Here is a 26,806-nt window from a genome sequence, read left to right on the forward strand (position 1 = left end):
ATGGTCAGGCCAGGCCGGCGGCGCGGAACGCGTCCAGGCTCGGGCGGATGGTGGCGGTCTGCCCGCTGTCCGCGGCCACCGCCTCCAGGGTCTTGAGGCCGTCACCGGTGTTCAGGATCACGGTGGTCAGCGCCGGGTCGAGCTGCCCGTTCTCGATGAGCTTCTTCGTCACGCCGACCGTCACGCCGCCCGCGGTCTCGGCGAAGATGCCCTCGGTCTGGGCGAGGATCTTGATGGCCTCGACGACCTGCTCGTCGGTGACGTCCTCGACGAAGCCGCCCGTGCGGCGGGCGATGTCCAGGACGTACGGGCCGTCCGCCGGGTTGCCGATGGCCAGCGACTTGGCGATGGTGTTCGGCTTCTGCGGGCGGACCACGTCGTGACCGGCCTTGAAGGCGGTGGAGACCGGGGAGCAGCCCTCGGCCTGGGCGCCGAAGATCTTGTACGGCTTGTCCTCGACCAGGCCGAGCTTGATGAGCTCCTGGAGACCCTTGTCGATCTTCGTCAGCTGCGAGCCGGACGCGATCGGGATCACGATCTGGTCGGGCAGCCGCCACCCGAGCTGCTCGCAGATCTCGTACGCCAGGGTCTTGGAGCCCTCGCCGTAGTACGGGCGCAGGTTGACGTTGACGAAGCCCCAGCCCTCGCCCAGCGGGTCGCCGATGAGCTCGGAGCAGAAGCGGTTGACGTCGTCGTAGTTGCCCTCGATGCCGACCAGCTCGCCACCGTAGACACCGGCCATGACGACCTTGCCCTGCTCCAGGTCGTGCGGGATGAACACGCAGGAGCGGAAGCCGGCCCGGGCGGCCGCGGCGCCGACGGCGCCGGCCAGGTTGCCGGTGGAGGAGCAGGACAGGGTGGTGAAGCCGAAGGCGCGGGCGGCCTCGACGGCGATGGCGACGACGCGGTCCTTGAAGGAGTGCGTCGGGTTGCCGGAGTCGTCCTTGACGTAGAGCTTGCCGGTGACACCCAGCTCCTTGGCCAGGTTCGCCGCGTCCACGAGCTTGGTGAAGCCCGGGTTCAGGCTCGGCTTGGAGGCCACGTCCGCCGGGACGGGCAGCAGCGGCGCGTAGCGCCAGATGTTGTTCGGGCCGGCCTCGATCGCGGCGCGCAGGGCATCAGGGCCGCCGGCCGGCAGCTCGTAGGCCACTTCCAGCGGTCCGAAACACTCGGCGCAGGCGAAGATCGGTCCGAGCTCGAAGCGGGTTCCGCACTCGCGGCAGGAAAGGCCGGTGGCGGGACCGAGATCAACAGAGGTGGCGACAGGGGTGTCAACAGTCTGTGCAGCCATGATGGCGAGGCCCTTTCTCCTCATCTTCCCCATGGCGCACTTCGCCATGAGACGGAATTGGCACCTTCCCTAGCCGGGGACCTCGCTGACGACGCTGGTGCGCGATCGCGAGAACCGACTGGAGGGTTGCCGGGGCTTCAACGGGCCGTGTCCCTCTGCCCCTCTGGATGAGCGGTATGGCACCGGGCCGCGCGCTCTGTGGCGCTCCCGGGCATTTGTGCGCGGGGACCCCGGCATGCGGTGGTCCCTCGCGTTGTTCAAGACTGTAACCGAAGGTGCGGGTGGTTGAGACGGCCGTCCGAACCGCGAGATGGATCACTTTTCGGTCGAAAACACGGTCGAACCCACGGATGAATCAGGGAGTGCAGAAGGTGCTGGAAGAGGTGGAGCGATGGCTTGCCGACCGCTCCTGGTCCGCAGCCGACCGACCGCTCGACCAGCTGCTTGAGCGGAAACGGGCGGCTGGCACCACGGTCAGCGTGGTGCTGCCCGCGCTCGACGAGGAGGCCACGGTCGGCGAGATCGTCGAGGTGATCCGGCGCGATCTGATCGACGGGCTGCCCGTCCCCCTGGTGGACGAACTGGTGGTGGTCGACTCGGGTTCCACCGACCGTACGGCGGAGGTGGCGGCCAAGGCCGGCGCCCGCGTGGTGCACCGCGACGCGATCCTGCCGCGCCTGCCCGCCCTGCCCGGCAAGGGCGAGGTGCTGTGGCGCTCGCTGCTGGCGACCAGCGGCGAGATCGTCTGCTTCGTGGACGCCGATCTGCGGGACTTCTCGGCCTCCTTCGTCTCCGGGATCGTCGGCCCGCTGCTGACCGACCCGGGGGTGGAGTTCGTCAAGGCGATGTACGACCGCCCCCTCAGCGGCGCCCCCGGCCAGGGCGGGCGGGTCACCGAGCTGGTCGCCCGCCCGCTGCTGAACCTGCACTGGCCGCAGCTGGCCGGTTTCGTCCAGCCGCTGGGCGGCGAGTACGCCGTACGGAGGTCCCTGCTGGAGCGGCTGCCGTTCCCCGTCGGGTACGGGGTGGAGCTGGGCCTGCTGGTGGACGCGCTGCACACGGTCGGGCTGGACGCGCTGGCCCAGGTGGACGTGGGCGTACGGCTGCACCGCCATCAGGACGGCCAGGCGCTGGGCCGGATGGCCGCGGCGATCTACCGGACGGCCCTGCTGCGCCAGTCGCGCGGGCACCTGGTACGGCCGGAGCTGACGCAGTTCGAGCGCGGGCCGGACGGCTTCGTACCGCACACGTATCCGGTGGACACGGAGGAGCGGCCACCGATGGCGGAGATCGAGGAGTACGCCGTGCGCCGGGTGGCGTGACCGGGAACTCAGTTTGCGCGGGAGCGGGCCGGGCTAGGTTCGCGGCATGGCTTCTCAGGTACTCGTAGCGGCGAACCGCGGCCCCCTCTCCTACGCCCTCGCCGCCGACGGCACCCTCAGTGCCCGGCGCGGCGGGGGCGGTCTCGTCTCCGGCCTCTCGGCGGCCCTGGCGCGGCATCCGGACGCGCTGTGGGTCTGCGCGGCGCTGTCGGAGCCGGACCGGGAGGCGGTCCGCCGGGGCGTCTCCGAGATCGGAGTCCGGATGCTGGACATCGATCCCACGGTGTACGACGACGCGTACAACGGCGTCGCGAACTCGGTGCTGTGGTTCACCCACCACCACCTGTACGACGTCCCGACGCAGCCCGTCTTCGACGCCGCGTTCCGGCGCCGGTGGGAGTCCTACGTCGCGTACAACCGCGCGTTCGCGCTGGCGCTGGCGGAAGAGGCGGGCGAGGGCGCGGCGGTGCTGGTGCAGGACTACCACCTGGCCCTGGTTCCCGGTGAGCTGCGCGCGCTGCGGCCTGACCTGAGGATCAGCCACTTCACGCACACCCCGTGGGCCTCTCCTGAGTTCCTGGGCATGCTGCCCGACGACATCCGGCACCAGCTGGTGTGGGGGCTGCTCGGGGCGGACGTGGTGGGCTTCCACACCTGGGCCTGGGCGCACGCCTTCATGGCCGGCGCCCACCTGGCCGACGAGCGGGGCGCCACCGAGCCGTCCCTCTCCTCGGAGACGGGCGAGCCCTACGTCTTGCAGGTCCTGACGGCGGGCCAGGGCCCGGCGCCGCGCCGGCGGACGAAGGTGGCGGTGTACGCGCTCGGCGTGGACGGGGAGGAGCTGCGCGCGCTGGCGCACCGGCCGGAGGTGGACGACAAGCTGGCGGCCCTGCGGGCGCAGGTCCGGGACCGCAGGACGATCGTCCGGGTGGACCGCACGGAGCTGTCGAAGAACATCCTGCGGGGGCTGCTGGCGTACCGGGAGCTGCTGACCGCACACCCGGAGTGGCGGGGCCGGGTGGTGCACCTGGCGTCGGCGTACCCGTCCCGGCAGGACCTGGCGGTGTACCGCGCGTACACGGCGTCGGTGGCCGAGCTGGCGGCGGAGATCAACGAGGAGTTCGGCACGGAGGACTGGCAGCCGGTGCTGGTGACGGTGCAGGACGACTTCGCGCGCTCCCTGGCGGCGTACCGGATGGCGGACGTGGCGCTGGTGAACCCGGTGCGGGACGGGATGAACCTGGTGGCGAAGGAGATCCCCGTCGTCTCCGAGGCCGGCTGCGCGCTGGTGCTGTCCACGGGGGCGGGTGCGTACGGGGAACTCCGCGAGGACGCGTTGACGGTGAACCCGTTCGACGTGACGCAGACGGCGGAGGCGTTGCACGCGGCGCTGGCCATGCCGGACTGGGAGCGCGCGGAGCGCACGAAGCGGCTGGCGACGGCCGCCACGGCCCTCCCCCCGGCCCAGTGGTTCGCGGCCCAACTCGCCGCCCTGCGCCCCTGACCGGACCTGCCGCTGCGGGCCCGCTGCTGGGGCTCCGCCCCAGACCCCGCACCTCAAACGCCGGCGGGGCTGGATGTTCCCGGCGCGGGCTGGATTGCCCGCAGGGCAATTTCAGCCTCGCCGGCGTTTGAGGCGCGGGTCCGGGCAGAGCCCGGGAAGCTCCGCGCAGCGGAGGCCCGTCAGCCCCGAACGGCTTCGGCCAGGGCGGCGAGGAACGCCGTCACGGCCGCCGGTCCCGGCAGGACCAGGTCGGCCCGGGCCGCCAGCTCCGGCACCTCCGCCGAGCCACTGCACACCAGCACCCCCGGCAGCCCCTCCGCGCGCCGCTTCTCGACCGCCGAGTACGCCGCCAGGTCCCCCAGGTCGTCCCCGGCGTACAGCACGGTCTCCGCCCCCGTCTCCGCGAGGTACTCCGTCAGGGCCACGCCCTTGTCCATGCCGGGCGGCCGGAGTTCGAGGACCGCCCGCCCCGGCTCCACCATCAGCCCGTGCCGCGCCGCCAGTTCGGCCAGCGGCTCCCGCAGCGCGGCGAAGGCCGCCGCCGGGTCCGCCGCCCGCCGCGTGTGCACGGCCAGCGCCCGCCCCTTCTCCTCGATCCAGGTGCCCCGCCACGCGCCGATCTCGTCCAGGAACCCCGGCAGCTCGGCCCGTACCGCCGCCACCCCGGGGTGCACGGCCGGCGCGTGCACGATCCCGCTGACCGCGTCCCACCGCTCGGCCCCGTAGTGGCCCAGGACCACGAGGTGCTCCAGCCCGGGCACCCCCGCGAAACCCCCGTAGCGGACCGCCACCCCGGCCGGCCGGCCGGTGATCACCGCCACCGAGGCCACCTCGGGCGCCAGCGCGGCCAGTGCCGGAACGGCGTCGGGGTGCGCCCGCGCCTGGTCCGGGTCGGGCACGATCTCGGCGAGGGTCCCGTCGAAGTCGAGGGCGATCACGGACCGGCGGGGCTCTCGGAGCAGGGCGTCGAGCCCCTCGCGTCCGGCAGCGGTAACGGGCATCGGCAGGTTGTGCGGATGGCTCCCCATACGGACGACCCTAACGGCCCCGCCCGACGACGGCTACGGCGCGTACGAGCCCCGCACCAGCCCCCGTACACCACCCCTACCGCCGCGCCCGCTGCGCCTCGCGGATCCGCCGCAGCCTGTTCACGGTGCCCGGCGCGTGCGCCAGGGCCCGGGGGTCGTCCATCAGCGCGTTGAGCAGCTGGTAGTACCGGACCGGGGCCATGCCCAGCCCTTCCCGTATGGCCCGCTCCTTGGCCCCGGGCCCGGGCCAGGTGCGTCCCTCGTACGCGAGCACCGCGGCCTCCGTGGCCGTCAGCTGCCCCTCGTCCGTCATACGGCCAGATTAACGCCGCCCACCGACAGCCCGACCGACAGCCCGACCGGAAGCCCAACCGACAGCCCGGCAGGGCCTCAGCGCTGCCCGTCCGCCACCCGCGCCGACACCGCGATGTCCTCCAGGACCTTCGCCGGCTGCCCGCCGGGCTGTACGGCCTTGCCGATGTTCGTCTTCACGTCCTCGCTCACACCCGCCCAGGACTTCTTGCCGACCGGGTACAGCCGCGCGTTCGGCAGCGCCGTCAGGAACGTCTTCAGCTGCGCCGCCGAGCCGCCCGTGCCGGCCTCCATCGCCCGGTAGCCGCTCGTCGTGGCCGGCAGCAGGTCGTACTTGTTCGTGAAGGTGGTCACGTTCTTCGACTCGTACAGGTAGTCGAGGAACTTCCCGGACTCCTTGCGGTGCCCGTTCTTGAACGCCATGACCCAGTCGGCGACGCCCATCGTCGGGTGTTCGGAGCCGTCGGCCGTCGGCATGGGCACCATGCCGAACTTCACGCCCTTCTGCGCCGCCTGCTTCAGCAGCGTGGGGTGCCCGTTGAGCATGCCCACCTCGCCCCGCGCGAAGGCGTCGAAGGCGTCCTGCCGGTTCAGCTTGCCCGGCTCCGTCGGCCCGGTCAGCCCCTGCCCGACCATCTTGTCGCGCAGGAACTCGAAGGTCTTGGTGTTCTCGGCGGAGTCGATGGCGTACGACTCCTCGTTGTCGGTGTAGCCGCCACCGCCGGACAGCAGCCACATCATCGTCTCGGCCTGCGCCTCCTCGCGGCCCAGCGGCAGCGCGAAGGGGGTCGGGACGCCGGCGCCCTTGAGCTTCTTGGCCGCCGCCTCCAGGTCCGCCCAGCTCTTCGGCTGCCAGCCGCCCTTGGCGTCCTTGGCGTCCTTGCCGAGCACGCCCGCGTCCGTCAGCAGCTTCTCGTTGTAGAAGAGCAGCCGGGTGCTGGCCACGAAGGGCATGCCGTACTGGACCCGCTTGACCTTGCCCGCGTCCGAGAGCGGGCCGAGGAAGTCGGCCTCGGTCTGTACGGAGAGCAGTTCCTCCGCCGTGTACAGCTTGCCGGCGGCCGCGTAGTCGGCGTAGGCCCCGATCTGCGCGATGTCGGGGGCCTTGCCGGCCTTGACCATGGCGGCGACCTTGGCATCGACCTCGGACCAGGAGTAGACGCTCACCTCGACGCGGACCCCGGGGTGGTCCTTCTCGAAGGCGCCGGCGAGGTCCTTCCAGTAGGTCGCCGAGGTGTTCTGCGGATTGTCCCCGTACTCGGCCGCCACGACCCGCAGGGTCACCTCGTTGTCCCCGGTGAGGCTCGACAGGCTTCCGCAGCCGGTCAGCGTCACGGCGGTCAGGCACAGTGCGGCGCCGGTCGCGGCCAGGCTCAGGTAACGGCCCTTCACAGTTCTCGATCCACCCCTTGTTGTACGTACGATCCACGTAAGGTCTACACCACTTTGGCGGCTGCGCCACATCGGGCCGTCCGATTTTGTATGGCGGCTCAACAATCCCCACCAATGGACTAGACCTTTCCCCGCCGAGCACGCGAGACTGTCCCCTGTGAAACCCGTGAAACACCTCATCGCCCACGTCATCGCCCTGGATGTGGGCGGCACCGGGATGAAGGCCGCCCTCATCGCCGAGGACGGCACCCTGCTGCACCAGGCGCGCCGCGCCACCGGCCGCGAGCGGGGCGCCGAGGCCGTCGTCGCGACGATCCTGGACTTCGCCGCCGATCTCCTGGACCTGGGCCGGGAGCGCTTCGGCGCCGCCGCCTCGGCGGCCGGGGTCGCCGTCCCCGGCATCGTCGACGCCGACCACGGGATCGCCGTCTACGCGGCGAACCTCGGCTGGCGCGACGTCCCCCTGCGCGAGCTGCTCAGCGCGCGCCTCGGCGGCATCCCGGTCGCCCTCGGCCACGACGTCCGCACGGGCGGCCTCGCCGAGGGCCGGATCGGCGCCGGGCGCGAGGCCGACCGGTTCCTGTTCGTCCCCCTCGGCACGGGAATCGCCGGCGCCATCGGCATCACCGGCCGCATCGAGGCCGGCGCGCACGGCTACGCGGGCGAGATCGGGCACATCGTGGTACGCCCCGGCGGCCCCGCCTGCGGCTGCGGCCAGTACGGCTGCCTGGAGACCCTGGCCTCCGCCGGCGCCGTCAGCCGCGCCTGGGCCGCCGCCTGCGGCGACCCCGAGGCGGACGCGGCGGACTGCGCCCGGGCCGTCGAATCCGGCGACGACCGCGCCCGGCGGGTGTGGCACGCCGCCATCGACGCGCTCGCCGACGGCCTGGTCACCGCCATCACCCTGCTGGACCCCCGCACGCTGATCATCGGTGGCGGGCTGGCCGAGGCCGGGGAAACCTTGTTCACACCGCTTCGGGCCGCCGTCGGGGAACGCGTGACGTTCCAGCGGCTGCCCGAGATCGTTCCGGCGGCCCTCGGGGACACCGCCGGATGCCTGGGCGCAGGGCTGCTCGCCTGGGACCTACTCGCCACGGAGGTACCTGCCTGATGTCCGGAAGCGCGCACAGCACCGGCACCGTTCTCTCCGGCGCCAAGGTGGTGTTGCCCACCGGGACCGTGGGCAACGGCCGGGTCATCGTCGAGGGCGACCGCATCGCCGGCAGCGCCCACGAGGCCGCCCGGACCGTCGATCTGACCGGGCACTGGATCGTCCCCGGCTTCGTGGACACCCACAACCACGGCGGCGGCGGCGCCTCCTTCACCTCCGGCACCGCCGAGGAGGTCCTCCGGGGCGTACGGACCCACCGCGAGCACGGCACCACCACGCTCGTCGCCTCCACCGTCACCGACGACCTCGACGTGCTGGCCCGGCGCGCCGCGCTCCTCGCCGAGCTGACCCAGCAGGGCGAGATCGCGGGCGTCCACTTCGAGGGCCCCTTCATCAACGCCTGCCGCAAGGGCGCGCACAAGGAGGAGCTGCTCCGCGACCCCGACCCGGCCGAGGTGCGCAAGCTCATCGACGCCGCGCACGGCGCCGCCCGCATGGTCACCCTCGCCACCGAGCTGCCGGGCGGCCTGGACTCCGTACGGCTGCTGGCCGAGCACGGGGTGATCGCCGCGATCGGGCACACGGACTCCACGTACGAGCAGACGCGCCGGGCCATCGACGCGGGCGCGACCGTGGCCACCCACCTCTACAACGCGATGCCGGGCCTGGAACACCGCGCCCCCGGCCCGATCGCCGCGCTGCTGGAGGACGAGAGGGTCACCGTCGAGCTGATCAACGACGGCGTCCACCTGCACCCGGCCATGCTGGAGCTGGCCTTCCGCCACGCGGGCGCGCACCGCGTCGCGCTGATCACCGACGCCATGGACGCGGCCGGCTTCGGCGACGGGACGTACCACCTCGGCCCGCTGGAGGTCGAGGTCAAGGACGGCGTCGCCCGCCTCGTCGAAGGCGGCTCGATCGCCGGCTCCACGCTGACCCTGGACACCGCCTTCAAGCGGTCGGTCACGATCGACGAGCTGCCCGTCGAGTCCGTGGTCCAGGCGATCTCCGCCAACCCCGCCAAGCTGCTCGGCCTGTACGACCAGGTCGGCTCGCTGGAGCCCGGCAAGTACGCGGACCTCGTCGTCCTCGACGCCGGATTCGACCTCAAGGGCGTCATGCGGCGCGGCGAATGGATCGTCAGCCCGCCTTCCTGAGCGCCCGATCGGTGGTACCACGCTGGTATGTACGAAGGCGGTCGGCCCGGAGGACTGGGCCGACCGCCTTGGGTTTGGCATGATCCCGGCACACACCGAGACCGAGGCCTGCCATGATCCTGACCGTGACGCTCAACACCGCACTCGACGTCACCTACCGCGTACCGCGCCTGCGTCCGCACACCTCGCACCGCGTCACCGAGGCCACCGAACGCCCCGGCGGCAAGGGCCTCAACGTGGCCCGCGTGCTGGCCGCGCTGGGCCACAAGGTCACCGCGACCGGCTTCGCGGGCGGCCCGGTGGGCACGGTCGTACGGGAGTTGCTGGCCGGGTCCCCGGGCGTGGTGGACGCCCTGGTCCCCTGCGCGGGGGCCACCCGCCGCACCGTGGCCGTCGTCGACGCGGCCTCCGGAGACACCACGCAGTTCAACGAACCCGGCCCGCTGATCAGTTCCGCGGAATGGGCGCGGTTCCTGGACCGCTACGAGGCCCTCGTCGCCGACGCCCGGGCCGTGGCCCTGTGCGGCAGCCTCCCGCCCGGCGTCCCGGTGGGCGCGTACGCGGTGCTGGTACGGGCGGCCCGCGCGGCCGGGGTCCCGGTGCTGCTGGACACGAGCGGCGAGGCGCTGCGCCGCGGGATCGCCGCCCGCCCCGAGATGATCAAGCCGAACGCCGCCGAGCTCGCGGAGCTGACCGGGTCCCGCGAGCCGCTGCCCGCCACCCGCGACGCCCGCCGCCGGGGCGCCCACGCGGTGATCGCCTCCCTCGGCGCGGACGGCCTGCTCGCCGCCACCCCGCAGGGCACCTGGCGGGCGGCCCCGCCGCGCGCCCTGTCCGGCAACCCCACCGGAGCCGGTGACTCCGCGGTGGCCGGCCTGCTGTCGGCGCTGACGGAGGGCCTGGACTGGCCGGCCCGCCTGGCCCGCGCGGTCGCCCTCTCGGCGGCCACCGTGCACGCCCCGGGGGCGGGAGAGTTCGACCCCCGCACCTACGAGGAGATGCGGGGGTCGGTCACGGTGACGGCGGGCCAGGAGGACTGAGCGGCCTCGGCGGCTTGGGAATCAGCCCGCTTCGAGCCAGAGCTGGTCGAGGTTGACGTCGCACTGGTTGCCGGGCTCACACGAGATCTTGATCGTGTTCGTGCCCTTCTTGAGCTGCACCAGCGAGTAGGTGTTGGTCCAGCCCTTGGCCCAGTCGCCCTCGGCGGCCTTGGAGAAGTTCTTCATGTTGATCGGCCGGGACTGCACCTCGCCGTTGATGGTCAGCGTGGTGAAGGCGTCCTTGCCCGGCACCCCGTAGGTCATCTTCAGCTTGTACTGGGCCGCCTCGGGAACGTCCAGCGTCCACGTCGCGGCCGCGCCGAGCTGGTTGAGGCCGCCGACGTACTGGCCGCCCGCGCTCTTCGCACCCGGCACCGTGTTCTGCAGGGACGCGCCGCCCGTGAGGCTCATGCCCGAACCGGCGAAGTCCGCCTTCGGCAGCGGGGTCTTCGCGGGCTCCGGTGAGCCGCTCGGCTTCGGGCCCTCGGACTTCTTCGGGGGCGCCGGCTGCTGGTTCTGGGCGTTCGCCTGGTTCTTGTCCTTGTCGCCGTCCTTGTCCCCGAAGGCCAGGGCGGCGCCGATGCCGATCGCGACCGCGCCGACCACCGCGACGGCCGCGATGAGCAGACCGCGGCTGCTGGAGCCACCGCCGCCGCGCCGGCTCGGGGCGGAGATCGCCTGCGTCACGTGCGGCGGCTGAGCCGGCTGCTGCGCGGGGACGCCGTAGCCGCCCGCCTGGAGCGCCTCGGGGGCCTGGTACTGAGCCTGGTAGGCCGGCGGCTGCTGCTGCTGTTGCTGCTGCTGCGGTACCTGGCCGCGCTGGCCGCCGTACGCGCGGTCGCCGACCGTACGCACCTGGTTGTACGAGGTACGGGGGACACCGGGCTGCGCGCCGGGCTGCCCACCGACCGTCTGGCCGGGGTAGCCGTATCCGCCTGACGTGGGCGGGATGGCACCGGCGGCCTGGCCGTCCGCGTAGAGGTAGCCGAACGGGTCATCGTCCTCGGGGTTGTTCGCCCCACCGTGCGGGCCGTTGTTCGCGGGCGTCGTCATCGCAGGTCACTCCTTTCGACCCCCGGGAGCCTACCCCGAACAGGTGCGCCCACGGGCGTCCGATCGCCTCAGCCGGCCCTGCGGTGGGCCTTGGAGCGCGACCTCTTCTCGATGTACATGCGCTGGTCGGCGGAGCGCAGCACCTCGTCCGCGGACATCCCGCAGCTGGCCCAGCCGATGCCGAAACTGGCTCCCACACGGACCGCGCGGCCGTCCACCCGGATCGGCGGGATGATCGCGTTGCGCAGCCGGACGGCGAGATCGGCGGCGTCCGCGGCGCCCAGACCGTCGGCGAGGACGACGAACTCGTCACCACCCAGCCGGGCGACGGTGTCACCGTCCCTGACGCCCGTCGTCAGCCTCCGGGCCACCTCGATCAGGACCGCGTCACCGGTGTGGTGCCCGAACCGGTCGTTGATCGACTTGAACCCGTCGAGGTCGCAGAAGAGGACCGCGAGCCCCTTCGTACCGTCGTCGATGTCCGTCGCGGGCGCCACCGTGTGCACGTGGTGGTCGTACGGGCCCCCCTCGGCGGGGACGCCTCCCGGCGGGCCGAGCCCGGCGGGGCCCCCGGGGAATTCGAAAGGGTCTTGCCCGGCGAACCGGTCGGGTCCGTCGGGTGGAAAGCCGTGCTCGCCGCCACCACCCCCCGCCTCGTGCCCGCCGTCGCGCCCCTCGTAGGCGGCGTCGAGCGCCTCGACCGCCGTCGCCCGTACGGACTGTGGTCTGCGGCACAGCCGGGCGCCGAGCCGGGACCGCAGCTCGGCGCCGTTGGGCAGGCCGGTCAGCGAGTCGTGGCTGGCCCGGTGCGCGAGCTGGAGCTCGTGGCGCTTGCGCTCCTCGATGTCCTCGACGTGTGTCAGCAGGAAACGCGGCCCGTCGGCGGCGTCCGCGACCACGGAATTGCGCAGCGAGACCCATACGTACGTACCGTCGCGCCGCCCGAGCCGCAGTTCGGCGCGGCCGCCCTCGGCGGAGGTCCGCAGCAGGGTGCCGATGTCCTCGGGGTGCACCAGGTCGGAGAACGAGTACCGGCGCAGCACGGACGCGGGCCGCCCCAGCAGCCGGCACAGGGCGTCGTTGGTCCGCAGCAGCCGCCCGTGCTGGTCGCCGCCCATCTCGGCGATGGCCATGCCGCTGGGCGCGTACTCGAAGGCCTGCCGGAAGGACTCCTCGCTGGCGCGCAGCGCCTGCTGCTCGCGCTCCAGCCGGACGAGGGCGCGCTGCATGTTCGCGCGCAGCCGTGCGTTGCTGATCGCAATCGCCGCTTGGAAGGCGTACATCTGGAGCGCCTCGCGCCCCCAGGCGCCCGGGCGGCGTCCGTTGCGGGGTCTGTCCACCGAAATGACACCCAGAAGTTCCCCGCCGGTCGCGTACATGGGGGCGTAGAGCCGGTCCTCGGGGTGCCACTCGTCCTCGAATCGCGGGTCGGGGCCGTCGGTGTGCCACTGGGGGACGTCGTCCTCCAGCAGCACCCAGCCCTCGCTGTGCGGGATGAAGCGGAGCCCGTCCCAGTTCTCGCCCATCGTCAGGCGGCGCTCCCAGGAGCTGCGGGAGCCGACGCGGCCGGTGATGAGGGACTCGGCGGCGGGGTCGCCGGCGAAGGCGGCGACGACGAGATCACCGTCGGGGCGAACGAGGTTGACACAGGCGAGTTCGTAGCCGAGTCCCACGACGATGCCGTCCACGACGGTCTGCAGAGTGTCCGCCAGGCTCCGGGCCGTATTGAGTTCGGCCACCACCCGGTGCAGCTGCCGCAGGGTCGCAAGACGGACGTACGGCTCCGACTCGGTCTCCATTGCTCGCTCTCCCCGAGACCTCGACAGCAACTCCAGGTTTGTCATCGGCGTTTCGTTGCGGTGTCCCGTCCACTGAATCACAGTGAGCTGTGCGGCAGGTACACAGGGTCAACAAATCTTGCCGTCTGTGACTCAAGTCACATGAGATGAATAACGGTGCGCCCCGGGGAGATTCAGCACTGGGAGCGCTCCCCCTTCTTCCCGGGAGCAAACGTTACGCCCGGGCCTAGGCCAAGGGGCGGGGAGGCGGCTCGGACCAGGGCCCGATGTGCGGCGCGAGGGGCGAGACTAGCGTTCCGAGGGTGCTGAACACGACCCTTGTACCGAACCCTGTACCGACCCCCCATCCTGAGGGGGTGAGCAACGACGAGTTCCGGGCGGCCATGTCCCGGCTGGCGGCCGGCGTATGTCTGATCACCGCGCACGAGCCCCCGCTGACGGCCGACGGCCCGGGCGGGGAGGACGTCGGGATGACGGCGACGGCCTTCATGTCGGTGTCCCTGGACCCGCCGCTGGTCCTGGTGAGCCTGCGCGAGGGCTCCCGGATGGACGACCTGCTGGAGGAGCAGCCCCTGTGGGCGGTCTCCGTCCTGGCCGACACCCAGCTCCAGGTCGCGGGCCGCTTCGCGATGAAGGGCCGGATCAGCGACCGCCTGCTCTTCGAGGGCCTCCCCTACGTCCGCGGCGAGATCTCGGGCGCGCCCCTGCTGACCGGAGCCCTGGCCACCCTGGAGTGCCGTACGGAGTCCCGCGTCCCGGCGGGCGACCACACCCTCGTCATCGCCCGCGTCCTCTCCGCCACCCTCCCCACCCCGGACGCACCCCCCTTGGCCTACTTCCGCGGCCGCTACCGCCACCTGGCGCCGTAGCCCAAATCCAGCCCCGCCGGCGTTTGAGGCGCGGGGCCGGGGGCGGAGCCCCGATTCCAGCCTCGCCGGCGTTTGAGGCGCGGGGTCTGGGGCGGAGCCCCGATTCCAGCCTCGCCGGCGTTTGAGGCGCGGGGTCTGGGGCGGAGCCCCAGGAGCCCGGGCGCAGCCCGGGGCCGCTCGCGCGGCGGCGCCGCACCCGGCGGAGTTACCAGTCGCGGCTGGTCCGGCCCCGCTTGGTCTCGCCCCGGGCCTTCTTCTCCCGGAGCCGGCGCTCATTGATCCCCCGCGGAATCCTGGTCGCCCGCCGGGGCTTCGGTGGCGGGGCCGTCGCCTCCGCCAGCACCGCCGCCAGCCGTACCAGCGCCATCTCCCGGTTGCGGAACTGGGACCGGTGCTCGGACGCCCGAACCGTCAGCACCCCGTCCACCAGGCGGGACCCCAACCGCTCCAGCGCCCGCTCCTTCCACACCTCCGGCAGCGCCTTCGTCGCGGCGACGTCGAACAGCAGCTCCACCCGCGAGTCCGAGGTGTTCACGTGCTGCCCACCCGGCCCGGAGGACCGCGAGAAGCGCCAGGCGAGCTCGCCCTCGGGGAGCACGACCGAACCGCGGATGACATAGGGACCAGGCATGCCCCTATGATCGGCCCCCGCCCCGCCCCCGTCACGCGCATTTCCCTTCACCCCCCTGGAACCTCGCGCCCCCTCCCCGCGTTATGAGAAGCAGCGGTACCTTGGCCACATCTCGCGGTCATGAGACGAGGAAGGGACACCAGTCAAAATGGCAGTAAGCCTGTCCAAGGGCGGCAACGTCTCGCTTTCGAAGGAGGCCCCCGGCCTCGCGGCCGTCACGGTCGGCCTCGGCTGGGACGTCCGTACGACGACCGGCGTCGACTTCGACCTGGACGCGTCGGCGATCGCGGTCAACCCGACCGGCAAGGTCGTCTCCGACGGCCACTTCGTCTTCTTCAACAACCGGTCCACCCCGGACCAGACCATCGTCCACACCGGTGACAACCGCACCGGCGAGGGCGCCGGCGACGACGAGGCCATCAACGTCAACCTGGCCGGGCTCCCGGCCGACGTGGACAAGATCGTCTTCCCGGTCTCGATCTACGACGCCGAGAGCCGCAGCCAGAACTTCGGCCAGGTCCGCAACGCGTACATCCGCGTCGTGAACCAGGCCGGCGGCGCCGAGATCGCCCGCTACGACCTCTCCGAGGACGCCGCGACCGAGACCGCCATGGTCTTCGGCGAGCTCTACCGCAGCGGCGCGGAGTGGAAGTTCCGCGCGGTCGGCCAGGGCTACGCCTCGGGCCTCACGGGCATCGCGCAGGACTTCGGCGTCAACGTCTGAGCCGCTGACGTCTGAGCCGCTGGTGAAGCCCCCTCCCGGCCCGCCGCCGGGCAGGGGGCTCCACTACCGTTCGGCAGGTGATCCTGCAGCCGCTGGTCCCCGTGGACGGCGCCCTCCCGGGCCCGGTCCTCACCGAAATCGCCGCGCTCTACGCGACCAACCACGCGTTCTTCGAGCTCAGCGGTGATTTCCCCGACCCCGGCCGGATCACCGTCGAGCAGGTCGCCGCCGCCCTCGCCGACGAGCTCGCGCACGACGGCGCCGAGGTGCTCCTCGCCCGCTCCGCCGGCCGGCTGGTCGGCCTGGCCGCCACCCTCTCCCGGCACCCGGACCCCGCGTCCGGCGACCCGGACCCTTGGATCGGCCTGCTGCTCATCGACGCGACCGCGCACCGCGAGGGATACGGCGCCGCCCTGGCCGCCCTCGTCGAGGACGACTTCCGCACCGCCGGCCGCACCGGCGTACGGCTGGCCGTACTCGACAACAACCCCAAGGGCCTCGCGTTCTGGCGGGCCCGGGGCTACACCCCGCTGCGCCACGCGGAGGACCGCGAGCGCCGGCGCCCCTGCACGGTCCTGCGCAAGACGCTCTGACGCCAAACGGTCTGAAGCCGGGCGCTCCGAAGCCAGGCGCTCCGAAGCCGGCTAGCCCTTCGGTCGCCCTTCCCCGTACAGCCACACGTCCCAGACCTTCTTCAGGTCGTGCCCCGTCGTCCGCTCCGCGTAGGCGGTGAAGTCGGCCGTACTGGCGTTGCCGTGCCGGTGGTCGCCGGCCCAGCCGCGCACCAGGCCGAAGAACTTCTCGTCGCCGACCTCCTGACGGATCCGGTGCAGGACCATCGCGCCCCGGTGGTACACCGGGGCGCCGGAGAGGTCCTCGGGCCCGGGCGGGGCGGCCGGCGGGAAGGCGTCCCAGTCGGAGGCCGCCTCACGGTCGACCGAGGTGTCACCGGCGAGGAAGGCCTCGAAGTGCTTCTGCGCACCGGCCCCGCCGTGGTCCTCGGACCACAGCCACTCGGCGTACGTCGCGAAGCCCTCGTTGAGCCACATGTCCTTCCAGGACTTCGGCGACACCGAGTTGCCGAACCACTGGTGGGCGAGCTCGTGCACCACCAGCTCCTCCTCGGCGGGCGCACCGGAGTAGACGGGTCTGGTCTGCGTCTCCAGCGCGTACGCGAGGGTCTCGCCGGGCAGCACGATCGCGCCGGTGGTGGAGAAGGGGTACGGGCCGAACTTCGCGGCGCCCCACTCCACGATCTCCGGCAGCCGGGCCAGCCGGGCGGCGCTGCGCGCCTCCTCGCCCGGCTCCACGGCGTTGTACACGGCGACCCCGGACGCGGTCCGCCCCGTCGTCACCTTGAACTTCCCGATCGCGGCGGTGGCCAGGTAGCTCGCCATCGGCTCGGGGCTGTGCCACACGAACTCGGTCCGCCCGTCGCCGGTGTCGGTACGGGAGGTCAACTCGCCGTTCGACACGGCCTCGTAGCCCTTGGGGACGGTCAGCGTGATGTCGTAGGCGGCCTTGTCGCTCGGGTGGTGGTTGCCGGGGAACCAGGCCATCGACCCGACCGGCTCGCCGACGCCGACGGCGCCGTCCTCCATCGTGATCCAGCCCTCGTGGGAGCCGTCCGGATCCGCGACGGCCTTCGGCTCGCCGCCGTAGTCGACCTCCGTACGGAACACCTCGCCCTTCTTGAGGTCCTCGGCCGGGCGCACCGTCAGCTCGTTGCCGGTGCGGTTGTACCGGGCCCCGGCGCCCTGGACGGTCACGCCCTCCACGCTGAGCCCGCTGAGGTCCAGGTTGAAGGCGCTGAGCCCCTGCTCGGCGCGGGCGGTGATGACGGCCGTCGCGTTCAACTGCCCGTCGGCGGGGTCGTAGTCGAGGTCCAGCTCGTAGTGCTCCACCTGGTAGCCGCCGTTGCCGGCCTTGGGGAAGAAGGGGTCCCGCAGCCCCGACGCACCCGGCCGCCCCTGCACGGCGCCGCCCGTACACGCCGTGGTGAGGGCGAGCAGGGCGGCGACGGCAGAGGCGGCGAGTCGGGAGAGCGGGCGGTGTTCCACGCGCTCGATCCTATGCGGGGCGGCTCTCACGGAACCGGGGTCACGGAAACCGGAGTCACGGTGCCTAGTTGGCGAGGGCCTCGACGCCGGCCTTCGCGAACTTCTCGTCCAGGTCACCGCTCGGGGCGCCGGCCACGCCGATGCCGGCGACCGGGGCGCCGTTCACCTGGACCGGGGTGCCACCGCCGAGGAACAGGGTGCCGGGGATGTCCTTCAGGTTCGGGGCCTGGGCGAGGCGGCCCACGAGGACCGAGGTCGGGGCGTTCCAGGACACGGCGGTGAAGGCCTTGCGCTGCGCCGACTCGTAGGACTGCGGGCCCGCGCCGTCGCCGCGCAGGGTGACGATGGTGTTGCCGTTGCGGTCCACGACCGCGACCGTGATCTTCTGGCCCTCCTTCTCGGCGGCGTCGAGCGCGGCCTGGGCGGCGCGGGACGCGGCGTCGATGGTGAGGTGGGTCGTGGTGGTGAAGTTCTTGCCGTTCACGGCGTCGTCCTTCTTCGCCACGGCGGCGGGGGCGGACTGGGCCTGCGCGACGGGCGTGGCGCTCGCGGTGGCGCTGACGGCACCGAAGGCACCGGCGCCGAGCGCGACGGCGAGGGCGGTACCGGTGAGAACGCGGGTGCGGGTGTTCATGTCTGCTCCTGAGAACGTCTGCTCGTGGGGCGGCTCGTGGGGCGGCTCGCGGCGCGGCTCGTCTCGCTGCTCCCCTTGCCGCTCCAAGCCTGTGGCCGCGAGCCGCCTCCGCCCGTCCCCGTACCGGCTCGCGACGGCTACCGCACCGGTTGACCCCGGGGTCAGCCGATCGGTCGATGCGGACCGGGTGCCGGTACGGATTGGCTGGTCAGCGCCGTCGTCCCCGTCCAGGCAGGATGGAGGAAGCAAGCACCACCACCCCGGGAGCCCGCCGTGCCAGCAGTGCCCGCCGCGAAGTCCGACACCCGCGCGCTGGCCGCCGTCATGCACACGGCGTTCTTCCTGCTCCTCGGTGCCTCCGTGGCCCGCTTCCTGCTCCGCCACCCCGGCGAACCCCGCACCCCGTGGATCATCGCGCTCAGCATCACCCTGGCCCTGCTGTACGTCCTCGGCCCCGCCCTCGGCGCCGCGCCGACCCTGCGGCGGCTGCTCTGGCTCGGCCTGGTCGTCGCCACGTGGGTGGTGCTCGTCGTCCTCGCCCCGAGCTTCGCCTGGTGCGCGGTCCCGCTCTTCTACACCGCCCTGCGCACCCTCCCGCCGCGCGCCGCGATCGTCCTGGTCGCGCTGCTGACCGTCTTCGTGGTCACCGCCCAGCTCCAGCTCGCCACGGCCTTCGACCCGAACCTGCTGCTGGCCCCGCCGGCGATCGCGGCTCTCGCCACCGCCGTCTTCGTCCACATGGAGCGCCAGACGCGGGCCCAGAGCGTCCTGATCGACGACCTGATCCGGACCCGCCGGGAACTCGCCGCGACCGAGCGCCGCGAGGGCACCCTCGCCGAACGGCAGCGGCTGTCCATGGAGATCCACGACACCCTGGCCCAGCACCTGTCCAGCCAGCAGATGCTGCTCCAGGCCGCCGACCGCACCTGGGACAGCGACCCGGCCACCGCCCGCGTACACGTCCGTACCGCCACCGAGATCACCGCGCGCGGCCTGGCCGAGGCGCGCCGGCTCGTCCACGACCTGGCCCCGCCGGAGCTGGCGGGCGGCGCGGGCCTCGCGGAGGCCCTGCGCGGCCTGGACGCGGGCCCGGACATCGACGTCCGCTTCCATCTCGAAGGCGTGCCCGCCCCGCTGCCGGACCGCGTCCAGTCCGCCCTGCTGCGCATAGCGCAGGGCGCCCTGGCCAACGTCCGCGAGCACTCCGGCGCCCGCACCGCCGCCCTCACCCTGAGCTTCCTGGGGGACCAGGTCGTCCTGGACATCGCGGACGACGGCCACGGCTTCACCGAGACGCGCGGCACCGCCGAGGCGCGGGGCCACGGCCTGCCGGCGATGCGCGCCCGCGTCAGCCAGCTGGGCGGCACCCTGACGATCGAATCCACCCCGGGCGAGGGCACGGTCCTCTCCGCCTCGATTCCCCTGGAGCCCACCGGATGACGACCACGATCCTGCTCTGCGACGACCACGTCGTCGTCCGCGCCGGTCTGCTGGCCCTGCTGGGCAGCGAGCCGGACATCGAGGTGCTCGGGGAGGCCGGCAGCGGCGAGGAGGCGGTCGCCCTGGCCGCCAAACTCCACCCCGACGTCGTACTGATGGACCTCCAGCTGGGCGAGGGCATCGACGGGGTCGAGGCCACCCGCCGCATCACGGCCCTGCCGGGGCCCCCGCACGTCCTGGTCCTCACCACCTACGACACGGACGCGGACATCACCCGGGCCATCGGCGCGGGCGCCACGGGCTACCTGCTCAAGGCGGAACGCCCGGAGGAACTCTTCGCCGCGATCCACTCGGCGGCGGCGGGCCGTACGACCCTCTCCCCGCCGGTCGCCAGCCGCGTGATGGCCCACATGCGCGGAGCCCGGCCCACCCTGACGGACCGTGAGCTGGACATCCTCGGCCAACTGGCCCGGGGCCTGGGCAACCGCGACATCGCCCGGGCCCTCTTCATCAGCGAGGCCACGGTCAAAACCCACCTGGGCCGCATCTACGACAAACTCGGCGTAGACACCCGCGCGGGCGCGGTCTCCGTAGCCAAAGAACAACGCCTCCTCCCCTAGCCGGGGAAACCGGAACCCCTCCCCACGTCTTCCATCCCCGCCGCCCCCCAGCCCCGCCGGCGTTTGAGGCGCGGGGCCCGGGCATCTCCAGCCCCGCCGGCGTTTGAGGCGCGGGGTCCGGGGCGGAGCCCCTGGGGGCACCTCCCAGCGGTAGCTGGGGGAGAAACGGAGAAAGGGCGGGGCGGGGAGAAGGCACCGCGCAGCGGCGGCCCCCGCCCCGCCCGACCCCGGCCCAGGCGGCGGCCCCGTACCGCCACCGTGGGCGGACCCGCCCCCGTACCCGTGACACCATCACTACGTGCTCGACATCGGCTACTCCCTCTCCCGGCGCTTCCCGGACCCCCCGCAGACCGACTACCGCTCGGCGGACGTCCACACCCTGCGCCACGACCTGTTCTGCGGGGACGTCTACCTCGCCGACACCCACGCGGACCGGGAACTGTCCACAGCCTGGGGATGGGTCCCCGTACTCGACTTCGCCTGGGCGCTCTGCGACATCGTCGAGCAGCTCGACCAGGACCCCCGCGGCAGCCGCGCCGCCAACCGTCAGTACGCCGAGCTCGACTTCACCGAGTCCACCGACCGCATGCTCTTCGAGCGCCGCTTCGGCTGGGTCGACATCGAGGCCGACTGGATGCCGCCCGAGGAAGAGCCCCTCACCTTCAGCCACCGCCTCCTGCGCCGCGAGGCCCGCGATTTCCTGCACGACCTCATCGCGGACCTCGTCGACATGCACGACGGCCTCGCCGACAACCCCGTGATCTGGACCCTCCAGGCCCGCTTCCCCCGCGTCCCGGCGTAACCCGCCGGCCCAGGCCCCGCCAGCCCAGGCCCCGCCAGCCCCGCCCAGCCCCACCCCCCGCCGGCTACGCCACCACCCGCACCCCCATCTGCGCCGCCAACGCCGGCGCCAGGTCGAACAGCTGCCCCGGGCTGATCACCGCCCCGGCCAGCGCGTCCACCCCGCGCGCGATGTCCAGCTCCGCGGCCCCCCGCAGGTCCACGTCCGCCATCCGCGCCCCCGAGAAATCGGCCCCCCGCAGCGCGCACCCCCGGAACTCCACCCGCTCCAGCACCGCACCCCCGAAATCCGGCTCCACCAGCACGCACCCGTCGAAGACCACGTCCTTCAGCCGCGCCATCCGCAGGTTCAGGTAGTCGATCTTCCCCCCGCGCACCACCACCCTCTCCAGCACCGCCCCGTGCAGCTGCACCCCGCCCAGCCGGGCCTCCACCACCTCCACGTCCCGCAACGAGGCCCCGGACAGGTCCGTCCCCACCCCCCGGACCCCCTCCAGCACCGAGTCCAGGAACCGCGCCTTCGCCAGACCGGCCTCGTCCAGCGCGCACCGCCGTACCGCGCAGTCCATGAACCGGGCCCCCACCCCCTCCTGCCCGGCCAGGTCCAGGTCCGCGAACTCCAGCCCGTCGTAATCCCCGTCCGGTTCCAGCCCACCGCCCTCCCACGCCGCCAGCTCCGGCAGCCGCACCTCCGGCCGCCGCGCCGCCTTCACCGTCTGCGCCCGCCCTTTTCGCACCATCACCCCATCGTGACCGACCGCACTGACAACGACCGGGCACGGCGCCGCCCCTTGACCTCAACTCCGCTTGAGGTCGCAGCCTGAGGCCATGACCGCCTCGACCATGAACGCCATCCGCCTCCACGCCTTCGGCCCCGCCGAGAACCTCTCCTACGAGCGCACCGCCATCCCCGCCCCCGCCGCCGGACAGGTCCGCATCGCCGTCGCCGCCGCCGGGGTCCACCTCCTCGACACCAGCCTCCGCCAAGGCGTCCAAGGCCCCCCGGCCCCGCTCCCCGACCTGCCCACGATCCCCGGCCGCGAGGTCGCCGGCACCGTCGACGCCCTCGGCCCCGGCACCGACCCCACCTGGCTCGGCCGCGCCGTCGTCGTCCACCTCGGCTTCGCGCCCGGAGGCTACGCCGAGTACGCCATCGCCGACGCCGAACGCCTCCACCCCATCCCGCCCGGCCTAGGGAGCGCCGCCGGCCGGACGGCCGCCGCATCAGCCAACAGGCCTGCGATCGGCGCCCAAAACCCGGCACACCGCACCTGGACAGCCCCGCGGAACGCCCTGTAGCAACTCCCCCATGACGATCAACGGCGGCATCTCCTTCTGGTACGCGACGGACCCCACCGCCGCCCAGCCACCCCGCGCGCCCCTCACCGGTGACGCCACGGCCGACGTCGTCATCGTCGGCGGCGGCTACAGCGGCCTGTGGACCGCCTACTACCTCAAGCGGTCCGCGCCCGATCTGCGCGTCACCGTCCTGGAGCAGAAGTTCTGCGGCTACGGCGCCTCCGGCCGCAACGGCGGCTGGCTCTACAACGGCATCGCCGGCCGCGACCGCTACGCCGCGCTCCACGGCCACCAGGCCGCCCTCCGCCTCCAGCGCGCCATGAACGACACCGTCACCGAGGTCATCGACGTCGCCGCCAAGGAAGGCATCGACGCCGACATCCACCGCGGCGGTGTCCTCGAAGTCGCCCGCACCCCCGCCCAGCTGACCCGCCTCAAGGCCTTCCACGCCACCGAGCTCTCCTACGGCGAGACCGACCGCGAACTGTTCGGCGCCGCGGAAACGTACCAGCGCGTCAACGTCGCCGACGCCGTCGGCTCCAGCTGGACCCCGCACGGCGCCCGCATCCACCCCCTCAAGCTGGTCAAGGGCCTGGCCGCCGCCTGCGAACGCCTCGGGGTCGTCATCCACGAATCCACCCCGGTCACGGAGATCTCCGCCGGGAAGGCCCTCACCCCCTACGGCACGGTCCGCGCTCCCCACGTCCTGCGCTGCACGGAGGGCTTCACCGCGGCCCTCAAGGGCCACAAGCGCGCCTGGCTCCCGATGAACTCGTCGATGATCGTGACGGCCCCGATCCCGGAGGCGACGTGGGACCGGCTGAACTGGTCGGACGCGGCCACCCTGGGCGACATGGCGCACGCCTACATGTACGCCCAGCGCACCGCCGACGACCGCATCGCGATCGGCGGCCGCGGCGTCCCGTACCGCTTCGGCTCCCGCACGGACCATGACGGCACCACCCAGGAACGCACCATCGCGTCCCTCACCGCCCTCCTGACCTCCTTCTTCCCCGCCCTCACGGGTACGGAGATCACCCACGCCTGGTCGGGCGTCCTCGGTGTCCCCCGCGACTGGTGCGCCACGGTCACCCTGGACCGCGCCACCGGTCTCGGCTGGGCCGGCGGCTACGTCGGCTCCGGAGTCGCCACCTCCAACCTCGCCGCCCGCACCCTGCGCGACCTGGTCCTCGGCGAGTCCACGGACCTGACCACGCTCCCGTGGGTCAACCACCGCGTCCGCCGCTGGGAGCCGGAACCCTTCCGCTGGCTCGGCGTCCAGGCCCTGTACGCCGCCTACCGCGAGGCGGACCGCCACGAAGCTGCCACCCACACCCCGTCCACGGCCCCGCTGGCCCGCCTCGCCGACCGAGTCTCGGGCCGCCACTGACAACACGACGGAAGGCCCCGGGTGATCACCCGGGGCCTTCCGCTTTTGTACGAATCCCCTTGGCCAACAAGCCTCTGACCTGGTATGGAGCCGCCTATCGGAATCGAACCGATGACCTGGAGCTTACAAGGCAACCGCTCTGCCAACTGAGCTAAGGCGGCACGAACCCACCCGCAAACACACTGCGAGCGGAGCCGCCATCACTCTACACAGCGGCCGATTACCCAAGCCATCACGTTCTATGTCCGCCCCGTAACCACTCACGCATACGTTCGCTGAACGGACTGGCGTGCCGTTCCGAAGATCAGACCGGGAGGGGGAGGGGCGATGGCGGACCGCATATCGGGCGAGGAAGCCCGGCGCATCAAGCGCGAACACCTCGGCGTGGGCGACCGCGCCAAACACCGGACTCGGGCAGCCACACCCCTGAAGGGCCTGGTCAGAGAGCCAGGCACACAGCAGCGCGTCTACCGTTTCCGCTTCTATCCGACCCCCGGCCAGGCGGCCCAGCTCACACAGACCTTCGGCGCCTGCCGCTGGGTCTACAACGAGGGCCTCGCCCTCCGCGTGAAGGCCTGGGAGGAACACCGGGTATCGCTCGGCTTGGCCGAGACCTGCCGGGCCCTGACCGGCTGGAAGCGGGTCCCGGCGACCGCATGGCTCAGGGAGGCTTCGTCGACCGTGCTCCAGCAGTCGCTGCGGCACCTCGACGGGGCGTTCTCCCGGTTCTTCAAGGGGTCGTCGAAGTACCCGCAGCGGAAGTCGAAACACCGGTCCCGGGACTCGGCGACGTACGTACGCACGGGATTCCGGTGGGTCGAGGACCCGGAGCGCCCGGGCACGGCCTCGGTCACGCTCGCCAAGCAGTCGGTCCCGCTGGACGTTCGCTGGTCCCGGGCGCTGCCATCGGGGCAGTCACCGGTGAAGCTGGCGGTGACGCGGGACCGGGCGGGCCGTTTCTTCCTTTCCGTGCTGGTGGAGGAAGTGATCGCGCCACTTCCCGAAGCGTTCCTACCGGGCGGGCGGGAGCCGAAGGCGGTGGGGCTGGACCTCGGGCTCGCGGCACTCGTGACGCTGGACGACGGGGAGAAGCTGCCGCATCCACGGCTGCTGAAGAAGTACGAGAAGCAACTCGCCTCTTTGCAGCGCAGCCTGCACAGGAAGCGGAAGGGGTCGAAGAACCGGGGGAAGGTACGGGAACGGATCGCCCGGCTGTATGCCTCGATCGCTGATGTCCGTCGTGATCTGCTGGATCAGTTCACGACCCACCTCGTGCGCGAGAACCAAGTGCTCGTGGTGGAAGACCTGCCGATCGCCAACCTCCTGGGTGCGGCGACGGGCGAGAACCGAAGGCGCAAGGCCGCGCTGAACCGGTCGATACTCGATGCCGGTTGGGGTGAGCTGCTGCGCCAGCTGCGCTACAAGTGCGCGTGGTACGGCCGGACGCTGGTCATCGTGGACCGGTTCTTCCCCTCGACCCGGCGCTGCTCGGCGTGCCACGCGAAGGGGCCGAAGCTCGACGTCTCTATTCGCGAGTGGACCTGCGCGGAGTGCGGGGCAACCCACGACCGGGACACGAATGCGGCGGTGAACCTCCGTGACGAGGGGATGCGGCTGTACTGGACGGTGGCTGCCGGATTGCCGGCGGGCCGGGTGCCGCCGAGTGCGTCCAGGTCCATCGGGTGTCCGGCGTCTCGCGCCAGAAGACCACCGTCGCGCGCGGTCCGGGCCCTCGGCGACGTCGTCGCAGAACGCCGGCTCCGTCACGTACGGGCGGAAGGCGGCGGGCACCGCGTCCAGCAGGCCCGGCCAGGGCTTCGGGTCGTCGTCGGCCCACGGGCTCATCAGTACGGCCAGTGCCCGGCAGCGGTCGCGCAGGGTCCGGATGCCGGGAAGGGCCGGGAGAATCTCGTGCACGCTCATGGGGCATCGAAGCAGGCCGGACCGACAATCCGGAGCCGGGGTGCTGACAGGAGGCGTCCTGGCAGGTAGCGTCGGGCGGAGTCCGATTGTTGGACTAGACCCATTCTTCCTTCCACTCGGATCGTCCGGCACGTTCCTGCCGGTAGAAGGGATTCATCACCATGGCTTCTGTCACCTTCGACAAGGCGACCCGGCTCTACCCCGGCGGCGACAAGCCCGCCGTCGACCAGCTGGAGCTGGAGATCGAGGACGGCGAGTTCCTCGTCCTCGTCGGCCCCTCCGGCTGCGGCAAGTCCACCTCGCTGCGCATGCTGGCCGGCCTGGAGGACGTCAACGGCGGCGCCATCCGCATCGGCGACCGCGACGTCACGCACCTGCCGCCCAAGGACCGGGACATCGCGATGGTGTTCCAGAACTACGCGCTCTACCCGCACATGTCCGTCGCCGACAACATGGGCTTCGCGCTCAAGATCGCCGGCGAGGACAAGGCCACCATCCGCAGGAAGGTGGAGGACGCGGCGAAGATGCTGGACCTGACCCAGTACCTCGACCGCAAGCCGAAGGCGCTCTCCGGCGGCCAGCGCCAGCGCGTCGCCATGGGCCGCGCCATCGTGCGCAAGCCGCAGGTGTTCCTCATGGACGAGCCGCTGTCCAACCTCGACGCCAAGCTCCGCGTCTCCACCCGCACCCAGATCGCGGCGCTCCAGCGCGACCTCGGCATCACCACCGTCTACGTCACCCACGACCAGGTCGAGGCCATGACGATGGGCGACCGGGTGGCGGTCCTCAAGGACGGTCTGCTCCAGCAGGTCGACACCCCGCGCAACATGTACGACCGCCCGGCGAACCTGTTCGTCGCCGGTTTCATCGGCTCGCCCGCCATGAACCTGGTCGAGGTCCCGATCACCGACGGCGGTGTGAAGTTCGGCGAGAGCGTCGTCCCCGTCTCGCGTGAGGCCCTGTCGGCTGCCGCCGACGCCGGCGACCGCACCGTCACCGTGGGCGTGCGCCCCGAGCACTTCGACATCGGCGACACGGGCGGCCTGACCATCACCGTCAACGTCGTCGAGGAGCTCGGCGCCGACGGGTACGTCTACGGCTCCACCCCGGCGGAGAAGGGCTCGCAGGACATCGTCGTGCGCGTCGGCGGCCGCCAGGTGCCGGAGAAGGGCGCGTCCCTCCACGTGGTTCCGCGCCCCGACGAGATCCACGTGTTCTCGACGTCCTCCGGTGCGCGCCTCTCCGACTGACCGGGCCACGGCGTGACATGAAGGGGCGCTCCGCCAAGGGGCGCCCCTTCGTGCCGAGTTCCGCCGTCGGCCGCGCGCCGGCCCGGCCGCAGCCCGATCGCAGCCCGGCCGCGACCCCGGCGGTAACCCCGGCCGGCGGACCGGCGTTATCCCGCC

Annotated in this window: 24 protein-coding genes, 1 tRNA gene, 1 pseudogene and 1 riboswitch; of the genes and pseudogenes, 15 read left to right on the forward strand and 11 right to left on the reverse strand. The window is 72.4% G+C overall.

Annotated features, from left to right (window positions below):
* Positions 1-4: 4 nt before the first annotated feature.
* A complete protein-coding gene (thrC, locus tag MTF65_RS25475) occupies positions 5-1,315 on the reverse strand; it encodes a threonine synthase (RefSeq protein WP_243631278.1) in 1,311 nt (436 codons plus the stop codon).
* Positions 1,309-1,465, reverse strand: a riboswitch (SAM riboswitch). It overlaps the preceding gene by 7 nt.
* Before the next feature lie 197 nt (positions 1,466-1,662).
* Between thrC and MTF65_RS25480 the strand changes: the two genes are divergently transcribed.
* Together MTF65_RS25480 and MTF65_RS25485 are read left to right on the forward strand one after the other, a co-directional pair.
* Positions 1,663-2,613, forward strand: coding sequence for a glucosyl-3-phosphoglycerate synthase (locus tag MTF65_RS25480; protein WP_243631384.1), 951 nt, complete (start codon positions 1,663-1,665; stop codon positions 2,611-2,613).
* Between the two features lie 46 nt (positions 2,614-2,659).
* Positions 2,660-4,117, forward strand: a complete 1,458-nt coding sequence (locus MTF65_RS25485) for a trehalose-6-phosphate synthase (protein ID WP_243631279.1) — start codon at positions 2,660-2,662, stop codon at positions 4,115-4,117.
* A 179-nt stretch (positions 4,118-4,296) separates the two neighbouring features.
* Here the strand turns inward: MTF65_RS25485 and otsB are convergent, their stop codons facing one another.
* The 3 genes from otsB to MTF65_RS25500 all read right to left on the reverse strand — a co-directional run bounded on the left by otsB (position 4,297) and on the right by MTF65_RS25500 (position 6,849).
* Entirely contained in the window at positions 4,297-5,145 is an 849-nt protein-coding gene (gene otsB, locus MTF65_RS25490; RefSeq protein ID WP_243631280.1) for a trehalose-phosphatase, read from the reverse strand.
* A gap of 76 nt (positions 5,146-5,221) precedes the next feature.
* Positions 5,222-5,458 (reverse strand): DUF3263 domain-containing protein, encoded by a 237-nt coding sequence (locus tag MTF65_RS25495; RefSeq protein ID WP_123079326.1) that lies wholly within the window; start codon positions 5,456-5,458, stop codon positions 5,222-5,224.
* A 77-nt stretch (positions 5,459-5,535) separates the two neighbouring features.
* The gene (locus MTF65_RS25500) at positions 5,536-6,849 is read right to left on the reverse strand and encodes an extracellular solute-binding protein (RefSeq protein ID WP_243631281.1); all 1,314 of its coding nucleotides are present in this window, start codon (positions 6,847-6,849) and stop codon (positions 5,536-5,538) included.
* Between the two features lie 217 nt (positions 6,850-7,066).
* On the opposite strand from MTF65_RS25500, the gene MTF65_RS25505 reads away from it, so the two are divergent.
* From MTF65_RS25505 to MTF65_RS25515, 3 genes are all read left to right on the forward strand, one after another.
* Complete coding sequence (locus MTF65_RS25505) at positions 7,067-7,960, forward strand: ROK family protein (RefSeq protein WP_243631385.1); 894 nt, start codon at positions 7,067-7,069, stop codon at positions 7,958-7,960.
* Positions 7,960-9,117, forward strand: a complete 1,158-nt coding sequence (gene nagA, locus MTF65_RS25510; protein WP_243631282.1) for an N-acetylglucosamine-6-phosphate deacetylase — start codon at positions 7,960-7,962, stop codon at positions 9,115-9,117. Before MTF65_RS25505 ends, nagA begins: the two co-directional genes overlap by 1 nt.
* A 113-nt stretch (positions 9,118-9,230) precedes the next feature.
* Positions 9,231-10,157: a 1-phosphofructokinase family hexose kinase gene (locus tag MTF65_RS25515; RefSeq protein ID WP_243631283.1), complete on the forward strand. Its 927-nt coding sequence runs from the start codon at positions 9,231-9,233 to the stop codon at positions 10,155-10,157.
* 21 nt (positions 10,158-10,178) lie between these two features.
* On the opposite strand, the gene MTF65_RS25520 is transcribed toward MTF65_RS25515, so the two are convergent.
* Together MTF65_RS25520 and cdgB are read right to left on the reverse strand one after the other, a co-directional pair.
* Positions 10,179-11,210 (reverse strand): CBM35 domain-containing protein, encoded by a 1,032-nt coding sequence (locus MTF65_RS25520; RefSeq protein ID WP_243631284.1) that lies wholly within the window; start codon positions 11,208-11,210, stop codon positions 10,179-10,181.
* Between the two features lie 68 nt (positions 11,211-11,278).
* Positions 11,279-13,009 (reverse strand): diguanylate cyclase CdgB, encoded by a 1,731-nt coding sequence (gene cdgB / locus MTF65_RS25525; protein WP_243631285.1) that lies wholly within the window; start codon positions 13,007-13,009, stop codon positions 11,279-11,281.
* 266 nt (positions 13,010-13,275) lie between these two features.
* Here cdgB and MTF65_RS25530 point away from each other — a divergent pair, with 266 nt between their 5' ends.
* A complete protein-coding gene (locus tag MTF65_RS25530; RefSeq protein WP_374207298.1) occupies positions 13,276-13,878 on the forward strand; it encodes a flavin reductase family protein in 603 nt (200 codons plus the stop codon).
* Between the two features lie 205 nt (positions 13,879-14,083).
* Here the strand turns inward: MTF65_RS25530 and arfB are convergent, their stop codons facing one another.
* On the reverse strand, positions 14,084-14,509 hold the full coding sequence (gene arfB, locus MTF65_RS25535) for an alternative ribosome rescue aminoacyl-tRNA hydrolase ArfB (RefSeq protein WP_243631286.1): 426 nt from the start codon (positions 14,507-14,509) through the stop codon (positions 14,084-14,086).
* 148 nt (positions 14,510-14,657) lie between these two features.
* On the opposite strand from arfB, the gene MTF65_RS25540 reads away from it, so the two are divergent.
* A complete protein-coding gene (locus MTF65_RS25540; protein WP_243631287.1) occupies positions 14,658-15,233 on the forward strand; it encodes a TerD family protein in 576 nt (191 codons plus the stop codon).
* 77 nt (positions 15,234-15,310) lie between these two features.
* The gene (locus MTF65_RS25545) at positions 15,311-15,826 is read left to right on the forward strand and encodes a GNAT family N-acetyltransferase (protein ID WP_243631288.1); all 516 of its coding nucleotides are present in this window, start codon (positions 15,311-15,313) and stop codon (positions 15,824-15,826) included.
* A 51-nt stretch (positions 15,827-15,877) separates the two neighbouring features.
* On the opposite strand, the gene MTF65_RS25550 is transcribed toward MTF65_RS25545, so the two are convergent.
* Complete coding sequence (locus MTF65_RS25550) at positions 15,878-17,293, reverse strand: M1 family metallopeptidase (RefSeq protein WP_243631289.1); 1,416 nt, start codon at positions 17,291-17,293, stop codon at positions 15,878-15,880.
* Between the two features lie 64 nt (positions 17,294-17,357).
* Positions 17,358-17,927: a heme-binding protein gene (locus MTF65_RS25555; RefSeq protein WP_243631290.1), complete on the reverse strand. Its 570-nt coding sequence runs from the start codon at positions 17,925-17,927 to the stop codon at positions 17,358-17,360.
* 324 nt (positions 17,928-18,251) lie between these two features.
* Here MTF65_RS25555 and MTF65_RS25560 point away from each other — a divergent pair, with 324 nt between their 5' ends.
* The 3 genes from MTF65_RS25560 to MTF65_RS25570 all read left to right on the forward strand — a co-directional run bounded on the left by MTF65_RS25560 (position 18,252) and on the right by MTF65_RS25570 (position 20,789).
* The gene (locus MTF65_RS25560; protein WP_243631387.1) at positions 18,252-19,367 is read left to right on the forward strand and encodes a sensor histidine kinase; all 1,116 of its coding nucleotides are present in this window, start codon (positions 18,252-18,254) and stop codon (positions 19,365-19,367) included.
* Positions 19,364-19,987: a response regulator transcription factor gene (locus MTF65_RS25565; protein WP_243631291.1), complete on the forward strand. Its 624-nt coding sequence runs from the start codon at positions 19,364-19,366 to the stop codon at positions 19,985-19,987. Before MTF65_RS25560 ends, MTF65_RS25565 begins: the two co-directional genes overlap by 4 nt.
* 298 nt (positions 19,988-20,285) lie before the next feature.
* Positions 20,286-20,789, forward strand: coding sequence for a hypothetical protein (locus MTF65_RS25570; protein ID WP_243631292.1), 504 nt, complete (start codon positions 20,286-20,288; stop codon positions 20,787-20,789).
* 64 nt (positions 20,790-20,853) lie between these two features.
* Here the strand turns inward: MTF65_RS25570 and MTF65_RS25575 are convergent, their stop codons facing one another.
* Positions 20,854-21,528 (reverse strand): pentapeptide repeat-containing protein, encoded by a 675-nt coding sequence (locus tag MTF65_RS25575; RefSeq protein ID WP_243631293.1) that lies wholly within the window; start codon positions 21,526-21,528, stop codon positions 20,854-20,856.
* Positions 21,529-21,631: 103 nt separating this feature from the next.
* Here MTF65_RS25575 and MTF65_RS25580 point away from each other — a divergent pair.
* Positions 21,632-22,036, forward strand: a pseudogene (locus MTF65_RS25580) (alcohol dehydrogenase catalytic domain-containing protein); the annotation flags it as partial.
* A gap of 61 nt (positions 22,037-22,097) precedes the next feature.
* Positions 22,098-23,477 carry an FAD-binding oxidoreductase gene (locus MTF65_RS25585; RefSeq protein WP_243631294.1) on the forward strand — a complete coding sequence of 460 codons (1,380 nt, stop codon included), beginning with the start codon at positions 22,098-22,100 and terminating at the stop codon, positions 23,475-23,477.
* An 85-nt stretch (positions 23,478-23,562) separates the two neighbouring features.
* On the opposite strand, the gene MTF65_RS25590 is transcribed toward MTF65_RS25585, so the two are convergent.
* A tRNA-Thr gene (locus tag MTF65_RS25590) sits at positions 23,563-23,638 on the reverse strand.
* A 166-nt stretch (positions 23,639-23,804) separates the two neighbouring features.
* Here MTF65_RS25590 and MTF65_RS25595 point away from each other — a divergent pair.
* Together MTF65_RS25595 and MTF65_RS25605 are read left to right on the forward strand one after the other, a co-directional pair.
* Complete coding sequence (locus MTF65_RS25595; protein WP_308407228.1) at positions 23,805-25,469, forward strand: RNA-guided endonuclease TnpB family protein; 1,665 nt, start codon at positions 23,805-23,807, stop codon at positions 25,467-25,469.
* 92 nt (positions 25,470-25,561) lie between these two features.
* Positions 25,562-26,650 (forward strand): ABC transporter ATP-binding protein, encoded by a 1,089-nt coding sequence (locus MTF65_RS25605; protein ID WP_243631295.1) that lies wholly within the window; start codon positions 25,562-25,564, stop codon positions 26,648-26,650.
* The last annotated feature ends 156 nt before the right edge of the window (positions 26,651-26,806 follow it).

Source organism: Streptomyces sp. APSN-46.1, from assembly GCF_022815725.1.
Classification (GTDB): Bacteria; Actinomycetota; Actinomycetes; order Streptomycetales; family Streptomycetaceae; genus Streptomyces.